Genomic DNA, 13,106 nt, shown 5'->3' on the forward strand with positions numbered 1-13,106 from the left:
GGGTCAACCATCCCGGCGCTGCCGTAATTCCTGTGGGCTGAAGAGGCCCGTGCTGAGATAGCGGAAGCCGGAGTCCACAATGACCGTGACTACCGTTGCGTCCGGCCCCAGCCTTTCAGCTACCCGCAATGCGGCAACAACGTTTCCTCCGGAGGAAGTGCCGGCGAAGATTCCTTCTTCGCGGGCAAGCCGCCGGCTCATGGCCATGGCGTCATCGGATGACACCACTTCGATCGCATCAACCTGCTCGGGCTCCCACAGCGGCGGAAGGAACCCGATCCCTATCCCCTCGATCCGGTGCGAGCCGGTGGCGCCCCCGGATAGCACGGATGACTCGGCGGGCTCGACGGCGACTACCTTCACACTGGGCCGGTGGGCACGGAGGGCCCGCGAAGCACCATGGATCGAGTGTGCCGTGCCGACGGACTGCACAAAGGCGTCGACCTGCCCGTAGGACTGCTGCCAGATCTCGTCTCCCATAGCGAAGTAGCCGGTGATTGCGTCGCGGTTGTTGAGCTGGTCGCAGGCCCAGTAGGAAGGCTGCTCACTCAGCTCGCCTGCACGGGCAATCATCGCCTTGATCAGTGGTGCCGTGATACGCCCGTGGTCGCTTGGCACGTCTTCGACAGTTGCCCCAAATGCCTCCATAGTCCGGCGTTTCTCATCGCTGAACGCGTCCGAAAATACCACGTGGAGCCCGTAGCCCTTGGCGGCGCATACCAGTGCAAGTGAGATGCCGGTTGTACCAGCCGTGTATTCCACCACGGTATCCCCGGGGGAAAGCTCACCTCGCGCTTCGGCCCCGCGAATCGCCGCCAGCGCCATGCGGTCCTTCATGCTGCCAGTCGGGTTGGCCCATTCGAGCTTGACAAGCACACGGGCCGATCCCGGTGGCACCAGCTTGCGTAATTGGATGAGTGGTGTGGAACCGATCCCGGCAAGTACGCCTTCGTCTGAACCAAATGCAGGTTTCATGAATTGCCCCCGCTAGCGCTACCTGTGCTGACATGACTCCGGTCAGGTCAAGCTATACCCTCCGCCACGGGAACGCGAGCGGCAACGCGGGGTCACTTACGGCCCGTCCAGGGGGCCGCATGGGCCGCAAGTGACCCCGCGTTGCCCCTAGGAAAAGGTGAGCGGAAGCTAGCGGGTGCTTCCCGCCAGCAGGCCACGGCGTTGCAGGAGGCGCCGCTCGATCGGAGCGAAGACAAGCAGCTCGATCAGGATGCCTACGGCCAGGATGGCCAGGATCGCGGCCATGACCGTGGACATGTCGGACAGGATTCGTCCCTGGTCCAGGAGCGAGCCGAGGCCGAAGCCGATGGACCCGCCAACGGCAATGATTTCTGCGGCCATGAGGGAGCGCCAGGAGAACGCCCAGCCCTGCTTGAGGCCGCCGAGGTAGCCGGGTAGCGCCGCGGGAAGGATGATCTGCAGCGCCATCTGCAGCCGGTTGGCGCCCAGGACGGTGCCCACGCTGCGGTACTGCGGGGGGATCTGGTCGACGCCCGAAATGAGGCCGTTGATGATGGAGGGGATGGCGCCCATCAGCACCACGAAGTACACGGTGCCGTCCGTGAGCCCGAACCAGATGATGGCTGCGGGAACCCAGGCCACGGAGGGCAGGACCTGCAACCCGGAGATCAGCGGACCGAAGGCTCGACGCAGCGGCCTGACCTGCGCCAGCAGCAGCCCGAGCGGCGTGGCGACAACGACGCTGATCAGGAAGCCCACGACGCCGCGTTGCAGCGAAGTCCAGACGGCTTCCTGGATCTTGCCCTCGCCCCAGAGGACGCCCATCTGGCCGAGGACATCGAGGGGACCCGGCACGAGGTCGCGACGCTTGAAGCCAAGGGACACGTAGAACTGCCACGCCAGCACCAGCACCACGAGCGCCGCGACCGGCAGCAGGACCCTGCTCCAGTCGATCCCGGCCTTGCGGACGGCATCGGACTGCAGCTTGTCCAGGCCCGCCTCGAGGTCACGGAGCTCATCCGGATTGCCCTTTAGCGACGGCGAGGTGATGTGGCGGGACTCGGCGGGCGGCGCTGCGAGGCGAGTGTCATCAGTTGGCATGGCGGCGGATCTCCTCGCGCAGTCGGCGGGTAATGGTTCCGGTGAGCTCACCGGCGCGGCCGGCGTCGGTCCGGTGTTCCTCGGTGACGTCCCATTCGGCCACCACACGGCCTGGCCGGGAAGACAGCAACAGCACCCGCTGGCCAAGCCTGACGGCTTCGCGGACGTTGTGCGTCACGAACACGATGGTGCGGCCGGTTTCCTTCCAGATCCGTTCCAGTTCATCGTGCAGGAGGTCGCGGGTAATGGCGTCCAGGGCGGCGAACGGCTCGTCCATGAGCAGCAGCTGCCGGTCCTGGGCCAGCGACCGGGCAAGGGCCACGCGCTGGCGCATGCCGCCGGACAGTTCGTGCGGCCGCTTGTCCCCGGCTCCGGCCAAGTGGACCAGCTCGAGGAGCTCCTGTGCCCTGGCGGCCCGGGAGGCCCTGGTGGTGGCTTTGGCAGCGTCGGCAAGCTGCAGGGCCAGTTCGATGTTGGCCCGGGCCGTCAGCCAGGGGAACAGCGCGGAGTCCTGGAACATAAACGCCGCGCCGTCGCTGGGCACTTCCAAAGCGCCCGACGTCGGCTCTTCCAGTCCCGCGAGGATGTTCAGCAGGGTGGACTTGCCGCAGCCCGAGGCGCCCAGGAGGGCCACGAACTCGCCCTTGGCGATGGTGGCGTTGACGTCGTCAAGCACGGGGGCGCCGTCGCCGAAGCGTTTCCCGAGGTGTTCCAGTACGACTGGCATGGTCCCGTCCTAGGTTTGGAGTAGTGGTTGTGTGGAAGGCGGGTGGCCGTTAGTCGGCACCCAGTCCGGCGGCTGAGTGCCTGCTGCCTGTGGCCCCGGTAACCTCGTTCAGCGCGCGGAGGTCGAAGAGTCCGTTGAGGTCGGCCGCCTTGGTGGTTCCGGCGTCGATCCCGTCTTGCAGGAGCTTGGGATAGGTGGCGGCCAGGGGGTCCATCGTGAAGGTGATGTTTGCCAGTGCACGGTTGATCACGTCGTCGGCAAGGGCCGAACCGGCCGACTCCTTGAGCGCCGCGTTGATGACGCCGGCCTTCTCAGCGGCCGGGGCTTCATTAAGCCAGTTCACGGCTTCAACGTGGCCCTTCAGCAGCGCCTTGACCGTGTCCGGGTGTTCGGCGGCGAACTTCTTGTTGACGATCAGGACAGTCGTGGAGAATTCGCCGTTCTCCCACAGCTCCTTTTCGTCCACCAGCACCTTGGCTCCGGCCTGGAGTACCAGGCGGGAGGCCCAGGGCTCGGGGAGCCACGCGCCGTCGATCTTTCCGTCCTGGAAAAGCTTCAAGGCCTGGGCGTTCTCGGTGGGGTTGATCGCGACGTCGCCGCCGCCGTCGACCGTGGTCTTGAACCCTTGGTGGGCCAGCCACGTGCGGAGGGCAACGTCCTGGGTGCCGCCAAGCTGGGGCGAGGCAAGGGTCTTGCCCTTAAGGTCTGCTGCAGAGGTGATCTCAGGCTTCACGACGAGCTGTGCACCGCCGGAAGCTGCGCCCGCGATAATACTGACGGAATCTCCCTGGCTCTTCACAAAGGAGTTGATGGCGGGATTCGGCCCGATGTACGTGGCATCGATGGCACCGGCGTTGAGGGCCTCGATAGCGGCCGGTCCCGCGTTGAAGGTCTGGGTGCTGAGCTTCGTCGCGCCCAGGTTCCTGGCGATGATCCCCTTGTTGACTCCCACCAGGGCCGGGGCGTGGGTGACGTTCCCGAAGTAACCGAGGCGGAGCTCCCCTGCTGGGCCCGCGGCTGCGGACGAAGCCTGCGCGTCATTGTTCCTCGACACAGCCGACGCTACGACAGCCCCTGCAGCAATCAGCAGTACCAGGCCAATGGCGATCAGCACCTCGACCGTGCGTTTGTGCTTGGGCTGCCTGCTCTCGCCTGCGACAATCCGAACGGTGCCGGGCTCGCGGCCGGGCGTCGTTGCTTGTCGGGTGCTCATGGGGGAAGTCCTTTTGCTGCGTTACGGAGCGGGCTGTTCGTGTCGCGATGTTTCTCGTATGGCGGTATTCGGGCAGCCTTCGGAGCCGCGCCATGGATTCACGATAGGGACCCACACATTTCCGGTTCAATAAGTCGGAAACCGGGGGTCACGCAGGTTCATGCAGCGTCACAAAACGCTATGTGACTTACTCCGCTGACAGCCTAGCCACGGCGGCAATATCCCGCGGTGTGGTACGGCAGCACCCGCCGACAGCCCGGGCGCCAAGTTCACGCCAGATGCCGAATCCTTCGGCAAGGCTTGCAGGCGGTTTGCCGCCCGCTTCCGAGCCGTCCCCCTCTGCCACCGGGCCCCACGTCTTGGTGACGGGGTCGTAGCTTTCGCCCGAATTCGGATACGCGATCAAGGGCGTGTCAGTGGCTTTGCGCAGGGTCTCAAGCGATGGCGAGACCAGATCCAGCGGCACGCAGTTCACACCGATCGCCGCGACTCGCGGCTGCGCTCCACAGAGCCTTGCCACCTCGGCCAGGGGCGTACCGTCGCTGATGTGCCCACCGTCGCGCAGTGTGAAGGTAAACCAGGATTCGACGTCGAACTCCTCCACGAGTGCCAACAGGGCCTCGGCCTCGGGAAACGACGGCTGAGTCTCACACGCGAGGAAATCCGCTCCGGCGTCCACCAGTGCGGCAATCCGAGGTCGATGGAACTCCATGAACTCCCTACGGCTGAGGGCGTAGTCGCCGCGGTACTCCGAGACATCCGCGAGGTAGGCGCCGTAGGGGCCGACAGACCCGGCAATCAGCAAGGGGCCCGCGCCCGGGTTTTCAGCCAGGTACTCTCGCCGCGCCTCGTCGGCCAGGCGCACACTCAGTGCCATCAGTTCCAGGGCCTCCGCCTCGGAAATGCCGCGCTGGGCAAATCCCTGGGGCGTCGCCTGATAGCTCGCCGTGATGGCCACTGCTGCTCCGGCATCGAAGTAATCGCGATGTACCTGTTTGATCAGCTGCGGTTGTTCCAGGAGCACCTTGGCCGACCACAGCGCGTCCTCCAGATCGCAGCCGCGCGCTTCAAGCTCAGTGGCCAAGGCACCATCCACCACCACGCTCCTGCTGGCGTCGAACATGCGGGACAGGGTGGCGTTACGGGGCATGCTCTACGGCTCCAGGTAGTAGAAAAGAGCACCGCACGGCGCCGTTGGGCTTCCAACGTAACCGTGCGGTGCTCTTCATGAATAACAGTCTGCCAGCAAGTGGCGGCAACGCTAGATGACGTAACGCTCGTCCTCGTGGTCTCCCGGGTGGTCCTTGACCAGGCCGGCGGCCAGGGTGTTTCCGTCGATCGGATCGATCACCAGGAACGCGCCCGTACGGCGGTGGTGCAGGTAGTTCTCCAGCGGCAGCGGCGCAGCAAGGCGCAGCTGGGCGTGGCCGATGTCGTTCAGCTCCAGGCCGGAGGCGGCCTCCAGGTTGAACGTGGCGAGATCGAGCTTGCCCGTGACGTTCCGGACCAGTGCCTGGACCGTGCGGGTGCCGTGCTTGATGAGCACCCTGGCACCCTCGCGCAGCGGCTTGGGCGAGAGCCAGCACAGGGCGGCGTACAGGTCGGCGGAACTTTCGCGGATGGTTCCGGCGGCGGCAATCGTGTCACCGCGGGCGATGTCGATTTCCTCTGCCAGGCGGATGGCCACCGACTGCGGCGCGGCGGCCTCGGTCAGTTCCCGTCCGGCGAAGTCAATACCCGTAACCGTGGTGGTGCGCGGCTCGTGCCCGGGGCTGAGCACGGTGACCTTGTCGCCAAGCTTCACGGAGCCTTCGGTAACCTGCCCGGCGTAGGCACGGTAGTCGCGGTACGCCTCGACGTCGAGCCCTCCAGCAATGGCGTCCGGCGCCAGGGCACCCTGCGGGCGGATGACCAGCTGGACCGGGAAGCGGAAGCTTTCCAGGTGGCTTTCGAGCTCGTCGGCGGCCGGGAGCGTTTCCAGGACCTCGAGCAGGGCAGGACCGGTGTACCAGGGGGTACGGTCCGAGCGGTCCACGACGTTGTCGCCGTCGAGCGCTGAAACCGGCACCACGAAAAGATCGGAAATCCCGGCGGTGCTTGATCCAATGCCCAGGCCCAGCTCACGCGCAACCTGCTGCACCTCGGATTCGATACCGCGGAAAACATCCTCGCTGAAGTCCACGAGGTCGATCTTGTTCACGGCCACGATCACGTGAGGCACGCGCAGCAGCTGCAACACAGACAGGTGGCGGCGGGTCTGCTCCAGGACACCCTTGCGTGCGTCGATGAGTACGACGACGGCGTCCGCAGTGGACGCGCCGGTAACCGTGTTCTTGGTGTACTGCACGTGGCCGGGGCAGTCCGCCAGGATGAAGCTGCGGCGGTCGGTGGCGAAGTAGCGGTAGGCGACGTCGATGGTGATGCCCTGCTCACGCTCGGCACGCAGGCCGTCGGTCAGCAGCGCCAGGTCAATCGCTTTCGTGCCGGTCGCCCCGGCTCCGCCGAAGCCGCGGTCCGCGGAGGTGCGGGCGACGGCGTCGAGCTGGTCGGCGAGGATCGCCTTGGAGTCGTGCAGGAGGCGGCCCACAAGGGTCGACTTGCCGTCGTCGACGGACCCGGCGGTGGCGAAACGGAACAGCGTGGATTCGCGCAGGCCGGTTTCCAGCAGTGCGGTTTCAGTGCTCATTAGAAGTAGCCGTCCTTCTTGCGGTCTTCCATGGCGGCCTCGGAGATGCGGTCATCGGCCCGGGTGGCGCCACGTTCGGTCAGGGTGGAGGCAGCGACTTCAACTACGACGTCGGCCACGGTGCGTGCGTCGGACTCGACGGCACCGGTGCAGGACATATCGCCCACCGTGCGGTAGCGGACCAGCTTGGTGATAACGTCCTCGTGCGGCTTCGGCTGGGAAACCTCGCCCACGGCACGCCACATACCGTCACGCTGGAACACTTCGCGCTCGTGGGCGTAGTACAGGCCCGGCAGTTCGATGTTCTCGCGCTCGATGTAGCGCCACACATCCAGCTCAGTCCAGTTACTGATGGGGAACGCGCGGACGTGCTGGCCGACAGTGTGGCGGCCGTTGTACAGGTTCCACAGCTCGGGGCGCTGGTTGCGCGGGTCCCACTGGCCGAATTCGTCGCGGAGGCTCAGGATGCGCTCCTTGGCACGAGCCTTGTCCTCGTCGCGGCGGCCGCCGCCGAAGACGGCGTCGAACTTGTTCCGCTGGATGGCGTCCAGCAGCGGCACGGTCTGCAGCGGGTTGCGGGTGCCGTCGGCGCGCTCGGCGAGCTCGCCACGGTCGATGAACTCCTGGACGGAGCCGACGACGAGCTTCAGGCCCAGTCGCTCCACCGTGCGGTCACGGAAGTCGATGACCTCCGGGAAGTTGTGGCCGGTATCTACGTGCAGCACGGGAAAGGGGACCTTGCCGGGCCAGAACGCCTTGGTGGCCAGGTGGAGCATGACCACGGAATCCTTGCCGCCGGAGAACAACAGCGCGGGCTTCTCGAACTCGGCAACAACCTCACGGATGATGTGGATGGCCTCGGACTCGAGGGTGTCGAGGCTGGACAGACGCTCGGTCTGCTCCACGATCGCTTCGCTCACCACAGTCGACTCCTCAGTTGTGTAAGTGCTCATACGTGTAGTCCGCATTCTGTCTTGTCGGAGCCGGCCCAGCGGCCCGAGCGGGGATCCTGCCCCGGGGCCACTTTCTTCGTGCACGGCTGGCAGCCGATGGACGGGTAGCCCTGGCTCAGCAGGGGGTTGACGGGCAGGATGTTGTCTTCGGAGTACTGGACCAGCTGGTCGAAGGTCCACGCGGCCAAGGGGTTCACCTTGACCAGGCCGTTGGCCTCGTCCCAGGTGACCAGCGGCGTGTTGGTGCGGGTGGGGGCCTCGTCGCGGCGGACACCGGTGAACCAGATCTCGTAACCGGAAAGCGTGCGGCGCAGCGGGGCGACCTTGCGCAGGGCGCAGCACTGGGCTGCGTCGCGGGCGAACAGGTCCTTGCCCAGGAGGCGGTCCTGCTGCTCCACGGTGTTCTCAGGCAGGACGTCCACCACGTTGACGCGCAGGCTCGCGGCCACCTCGTCACGCGTGGCATAGGTTTCCGGGAAGTGGTAGCCGGTCTCCAGGAACAGGACGTCGACGCCGGGAAGCTGGTCCGCGACAAGCGCCGGCAGGACGGCATCAGCCATGGAGCACGCGACGGCGACCGCGGGAAGCTCGAAGTTCCGGGTAACCCAGGCGATCACGTCGCGGGCCGGGGCGTCCCAGCCGAGCTCGGCGGCGCCGGCCTCGGCAAGGGCCTTGAGCTCGTCATAGGTGCGGAGCTTGGCGGGCGATGTGCTCATTGCAGCAACCCTTCGTCGGCGGTGTGTGCCCACTCGGCGAACGTCTGGCCCTCGGCGCCTTCGGCGACGAATGTCCGGACGACGCGCTCAACGTAATCGGGCAGGTCTTCAACGGTGACCTTCAGGCCACGGACGGTGCGGCCCAGGCCGGCCTCTTCGCGCTCCGTGTTGGCCAGCCCGCCGCCAAGGTGCACCTGGAAACCCGGGGTGGGGTCGCCGTCGGGCGTTGGCAGCATCATGCCCTTCAGGCCGATATCGGCCGTCTGGATACGGGCGCAGGAGTTGGGGCAGCCGTTGATGTGCAGCGACAGCGCTTGCGGGAGCTGGCCGCTGTCCGCGAGGTCGGCAAGGCGGCGCTCGAGTTCGGCGATGGCCGTAGCAGCGGTGACCTTGGTCTCCACGATGGCCAGCTTGCAGAATTCGATGCCGGTGCAGGCAATGGTGCCGCGGCGGAAGACCGACGGGCGGGCGGAGAGACCGAGGGCGTCCAGCTCGGCTACGAGCGGTTCAACCTGGTCCTTGGCGACGTCCAACACCACGAGCTTCTGGTGCGGAGTGGTGCGCAGGCGGTAGGAGCCGTGTGCCTCGAGCGTCTCGGCGAGCTTGACCAGGATGGAACCGGAAACGCGGCCCACAGTAGGGGTGACGCCGATGAAGAACTTGCCGTCCTTCTGCTCGTGGATGCCGATGTGGTCGCCCGGAGCCGTGGGCTTCGGGGCGGCGGGGCCGTCCGGGAGCTTCTGGCCGAGGTATTCGTCCTCGAGGATCTGGCGGAACTTGGCCGGGCCCCAGTCGTTCATGAGGAACTTCAGGCGGGCCTTGGTGCGCATGCGGCGGTAGCCGTAGTCACGGAAGATGCTGGTGACGCCCAGCCATACTTCGGCGGCGATCTCCGGGGAGACAAACACGCCCAGTCGCTCGGCGAGGCGCGGGTTGGTGGACAGGCCGCCGCCCACCCAGAGGTCGTAGCCGGCACCCAGCTCGGGGTGGACCACGCCCACCAGGGCGAAGTCATTGATCTCGTGCACCACGTCCTGGGACGGGTGGCCCGTGATGGCCGTCTTGTACTTGCGCGGCAGGTTGGCGAGCTCAGGATCGCCGATGAAGCGCTCGGACAGCTCATGGATCAGCGGCGTGGGGTCGATGATCTCGTCCTTGGCGATGCCGGCCACCGGGGAGCCGAGGATAACGCGGGGAACGTCGCCGCAGGCCTCGGTGGTGGACAGGCCAATCGCCTCGAGGCGGCGCCAGATCTCAGGGACGTCTTCGACCCGAATCCAGTGCAGCTGCACGTTCTGGCGGTCCGTGAGGTCGGCGGAGTCGCGGGCGAACTCGTGCGAGATTTCGCCGATGACACGCAGCTGCTCGGTGGTGAGTGCACCGCCGTCGATCCTGACGCGCAGCATGAAGTACTTGTCTTCGAGCTCGTGCGGCTCAAGCGTTGCGGTCTTGCCGCCGTCGATCCCGGGCTTGCGCTGGGTGTACAGGCCCCACCAGCGGAAGCGGCCGTGAAGGTCGGTGCCGTCGATCGAGTCGAAGCCGTGCTTGGAGTAGACAGACTCGATACGCTCACGGACGTTTAGCCCGTTGTCTTCCTGCTTCCAGGTCTCGTTGGCGTTGAGCGGCGTGGTGCCGTCAACCTTCCACTGGCCATGCGGCTTCGCGGCGGGACGGGACGGGCGGGCCGCGCGCTTGGGGGCAGCCTGCTCCGCAGACACTCCGGCTAGAGCTGTATCAGTCATGCATCGACTGTAGGGCCGCCCGGAGAGGGGTCACAAAGACCCGGGAAACGGAAAGTCACCTAGGGAAATATTTCGTCACTTAGCCCGGAGCGCCCTTGAACTACACCCCCCGACTGTGCATTTCCGGAGGGGTCTGGTTCTGGCTTAGGAGACCGCGGCGATGACGGCGTCGTACCGTTCCAGGGCGATCTCGGCGAGCACCGGGGAGGGCAGCAGCGGGGCGGTCACGACGTCGGCGCCGGCCTTGGCCAGCTGGTCATGAAAGTAGCCCGTCGCCAGCAGGTAGGAGGACACGATGACGCGGCCCTCTCCTGTTTTGTCCGCCGCTAGTTCTTTGCGGAGGGCCGCAACACCGTCCGGCACGTTCGGCTCTGCGCTGGCGCCATAGGCCACCCGCACCGGATTGGGCAGCAGCTCGGCCAGCTGGCGGGCCTGTTCCTCGGAGTCCACCGAGCCGTCCGGGAGGGAGGACCCGGCGGCGGCGAGCAGCACGCCGTCGTTCTCTTCCAGGCCGGCACTGTGCAGGTGGGTTGCCAGCAGTTCCGCCAGCCGGGGGTCCGGGCCCAGCGGCCGGGCGGCCACGACTTCCGGGCGGCCCTTGATCGCCTTGGGGATGTCAACCTTGACGTGGTAGCCGGTGCTGAGGAGCAGGGGAACGACGACGGCGGGCGTCCCCTCGGGCAATCCCGCCACCACGCCCGAGAGCTCCGGTTCCTGCACGTCTACGTACGCCTCCAGGACCTCAAGGCCGGGACGCAGGGCCTCGATTTCGGCCAGGACGCGGCGGATGGCGGCCTGCCCTTCGGGGTTCCGTGTTCCGTGGGCGCAAGCGATCAGGACGGGGGTAGTCATGCAAGCTAGCGTAACCTTGAGGCTGCATCATCCGCCTCCCGCCGACTCCGGCCCTTGCCAACGAAGGCACTCCATGACGTTTTCCCTTGACCTTGCCCTGCTATGGCTGGATCTGGCGGGAGTGTTCTTCTTCGCGGTCTCAGGTTCGCTCCTGGCGGCCCGCAAGCAGTTCGACATCGTCGGCTCCCTGCTGCTTGCTTCGCTCGTGGGCCTGGGCGGCGGTGTCATCCGCGACATCATCATCAACGCCGGCCCGCCAGCCGCCTTCGGCAACCCGATCTATCTGCTGCCGCCCCTGCTCGCGACCGTGCTGGTGTATTTCCTGTTTTCCAGCGTCCAGCGGTTTACGTCCCTGCTGACCCTGTTCGACGCCGGTGGGCTGGCCCTGTTTTGCATCACCGGAACGCTGAAGGCATTGACCGCCGGCCTGAACCCGATCGCCGCCGTGCTCCTAGGCGTGACGACGGCCGTGGGTGGAGGCCTGCTCCGGGACGTCACGGCCAACGAGGTGCCGCAGCTGTTTGACGCCCGCGACCTCTACGCGCTGCCGGCATTCCTGGGGGCGGCGTTGACGGCGACCTTATGGCACTTCGAAGGCTTCAACGGCTGGACCGCGGGACTAGTGGCGGCAGTGGTTTTCGCCTTCCGTGTTACAGCCTGGCGTAGGAGCTGGTACGTGCCTTTGGCGGTGCGCGGCTGGCATCGGCTGGGGGCCGAATCGACGGGGAATTTGAGGGCCCGCGATTAGCTAGGATGGGAACCATGACTGACATGTTCCTCGAGAAATTCCGTGCGCTTGTTCCGAAGTATCTCGAAGACGAATGGCAGGAAGAGGACGGGCTTTCCGTCGAGGAACTGGACGAGGCCCTGTCCGAACACAAATTCACCATCCCCCTGGTACTGCGCGAGTTCTACCTTGCCGTAGGCGGCTGCCAGGACCTCATGGAGGCCTACCACTACTTCTGGGACCCCGAGGAACTTGAGGTCGACGACGAAGGCTTCCTCATGTTCATGGAGGACGAGGAAGAGCAGTACACCTGGGGTTTCCGCACCGGCGACCTCACCATCCCCGACCCCATCGTGTACCGCCGCAACAATGCCCGCGGCCAGTGGAAGAGCGAGGACGGAACCTTCTCCGAATTCGTCTTTGACATGTTCGAGTGGGCGTTCGAGGACGACGAAGACTGACTTTCTGCGTTCTGGGGGTGGAGGCCCGACGCTAACTCCCCACCTTTGAACCAAGGTCGTCCTGGGCTGCCGCGGAATTCCGGGATTCCTTTGGCTATACCGGCGCTCTCGGCGTCCAAAAGCGGGGAGTTTCAGCGGCCTCCTCGGGAAGTGAGCACCTTGAGAACCTCCGCAAGGACTCTATCGGGGCTGTACATGAGCGCCTCATAGTCGTAGCGGAGCAAAAGGAAGCCCCCGATCGTGCTCGCGTTGTTCCGGAATCGATCTTTTTTAACCTGGCGGGGCTCCAGATGGCTTTTGCCGTCGATCTCGACGATGAGGATCCCCTCGAGGAGGAAGTCCACGATCCCGATGCCAGCTAATTCGACCTGGGCTTCCAGTCGAATGCCAGCGCTCCAGAAGAGCAACCTGGCCACAACTTCAATGGGGGAATCCGCCGAGCCATCCACGAGTTCCAGGACTCGGCGGGCGGCTCCATTCCTGTTTCCCGGGACTCTGGCTCTGAGAAACTCCAGCGTCGTGCGTCCCTGCGTCACGGCACTCTCAACCATGACTGCGGCTTCTACCTCCGGCAGGCAGCGGAGCGCATGAAGCAATGTGTCCGCGAGGCTGGTTACAGCATGCGGTCCTTCTGTAGGCACGTAGCTTTCGCGGTGCACAACGTACCCTTTCGCAGCCCCGTGTCGGCAAAAGAGGTGTGGCACTAAAGGTTCGTTGAGCACCCAAAGCCCATGGTGTCGCCCGGCCGAAACACAGGTCAGACGTCCATTTGCCACGAGGGCCGAAACCAGGTCCGTTGGCGCGTCAGGCAGCACCAGCACTCCCCTGCGCTGCCTGATGATGATCCTGTTTTTGACCGCAGACCGGATGACCCGATCAGAAAATCCTGCCTTTCGCAGCGTTGCCGTCGTTGCAGCCCACCCTGCATATTTCATAAAGCGAACAAGGGATGC

At 65.6% G+C, this 13,106-nt stretch carries 13 protein-coding genes; 2 read left to right on the forward strand and 11 right to left on the reverse strand.

Annotation, left to right across the window (positions count from 1 at the left end):
• Window positions 1–3: 3 nt before the first annotated feature.
• The 10 genes from J7E82_RS06765 to J7E82_RS06810 form a co-directional block, all read right to left on the reverse strand.
• Complete coding sequence (locus J7E82_RS06765) at window positions 4–975, reverse strand: PLP-dependent cysteine synthase family protein (protein ID WP_214861855.1); 972 nt, start codon at window positions 973–975, stop codon at window positions 4–6.
• A gap of 168 nt (window positions 976–1,143) precedes the next feature.
• A complete protein-coding gene (locus tag J7E82_RS06770; RefSeq protein WP_214861857.1) occupies window positions 1,144–2,076 on the reverse strand; it encodes an ABC transporter permease in 933 nt (310 codons plus the stop codon).
• The gene (locus J7E82_RS06775) at window positions 2,066–2,803 is read right to left on the reverse strand and encodes an ABC transporter ATP-binding protein (protein WP_214861859.1); all 738 of its coding nucleotides are present in this window, start codon (window positions 2,801–2,803) and stop codon (window positions 2,066–2,068) included. Before J7E82_RS06775 ends, J7E82_RS06770 begins: the two co-directional genes overlap by 11 nt.
• Before the next feature lie 49 nt (window positions 2,804–2,852).
• Complete coding sequence (locus J7E82_RS06780; RefSeq protein ID WP_214861861.1) at window positions 2,853–4,016, reverse strand: ABC transporter substrate-binding protein; 1,164 nt, start codon at window positions 4,014–4,016, stop codon at window positions 2,853–2,855.
• A gap of 187 nt (window positions 4,017–4,203) precedes the next feature.
• Window positions 4,204–5,166 carry a homocysteine S-methyltransferase gene (mmuM, locus tag J7E82_RS06785; protein WP_214861866.1) on the reverse strand — a complete coding sequence of 321 codons (963 nt, stop codon included), beginning with the start codon at window positions 5,164–5,166 and terminating at the stop codon, window positions 4,204–4,206.
• A 111-nt stretch (window positions 5,167–5,277) separates the two neighbouring features.
• On the reverse strand, window positions 5,278–6,702 hold the full coding sequence (locus J7E82_RS06790) for a sulfate adenylyltransferase subunit 1 (RefSeq protein WP_214861867.1): 1,425 nt from the start codon (window positions 6,700–6,702) through the stop codon (window positions 5,278–5,280).
• Window positions 6,702–7,655: a sulfate adenylyltransferase subunit CysD gene (gene cysD / locus J7E82_RS06795; RefSeq protein WP_214861868.1), complete on the reverse strand. Its 954-nt coding sequence runs from the start codon at window positions 7,653–7,655 to the stop codon at window positions 6,702–6,704. The genes J7E82_RS06790 and cysD overlap by 1 nt, the downstream gene beginning before the upstream one ends.
• Window positions 7,652–8,371, reverse strand: coding sequence for a phosphoadenylyl-sulfate reductase (locus tag J7E82_RS06800; RefSeq protein ID WP_214861869.1), 720 nt, complete (start codon window positions 8,369–8,371; stop codon window positions 7,652–7,654). Before J7E82_RS06800 ends, cysD begins: the two co-directional genes overlap by 4 nt.
• Window positions 8,368–10,113: a nitrite/sulfite reductase gene (locus J7E82_RS06805; RefSeq protein ID WP_214861870.1), complete on the reverse strand. Its 1,746-nt coding sequence runs from the start codon at window positions 10,111–10,113 to the stop codon at window positions 8,368–8,370. The genes J7E82_RS06800 and J7E82_RS06805 overlap by 4 nt, the downstream gene beginning before the upstream one ends.
• A gap of 144 nt (window positions 10,114–10,257) precedes the next feature.
• On the reverse strand, window positions 10,258–10,965 hold the full coding sequence (locus J7E82_RS06810) for a sirohydrochlorin chelatase (protein ID WP_214861871.1): 708 nt from the start codon (window positions 10,963–10,965) through the stop codon (window positions 10,258–10,260).
• A 73-nt stretch (window positions 10,966–11,038) separates the two neighbouring features.
• Between J7E82_RS06810 and J7E82_RS06815 the strand changes: the two genes are divergently transcribed.
• Window positions 11,039–11,713 carry a trimeric intracellular cation channel family protein gene (locus J7E82_RS06815; protein WP_214861872.1) on the forward strand — a complete coding sequence of 225 codons (675 nt, stop codon included), beginning with the start codon at window positions 11,039–11,041 and terminating at the stop codon, window positions 11,711–11,713.
• Window positions 11,714–11,727: 14 nt separating this feature from the next.
• On the forward strand, window positions 11,728–12,153 hold the full coding sequence (locus J7E82_RS06820; RefSeq protein ID WP_214861873.1) for a hypothetical protein: 426 nt from the start codon (window positions 11,728–11,730) through the stop codon (window positions 12,151–12,153).
• A gap of 131 nt (window positions 12,154–12,284) precedes the next feature.
• On the opposite strand, the gene J7E82_RS20585 is transcribed toward J7E82_RS06820, so the two are convergent.
• On the reverse strand, window positions 12,285–12,812 hold the full coding sequence (locus J7E82_RS20585) for a DUF559 domain-containing protein (protein ID WP_308113661.1): 528 nt from the start codon (window positions 12,810–12,812) through the stop codon (window positions 12,285–12,287).
• Window positions 12,813–13,106 lie beyond the last annotated feature (294 nt).

It is taken from the genome of Arthrobacter sp. ISL-30 (assembly GCF_018613855.1).
Taxonomy (GTDB): Bacteria; Actinomycetota; Actinomycetes; order Actinomycetales; family Micrococcaceae; genus Arthrobacter.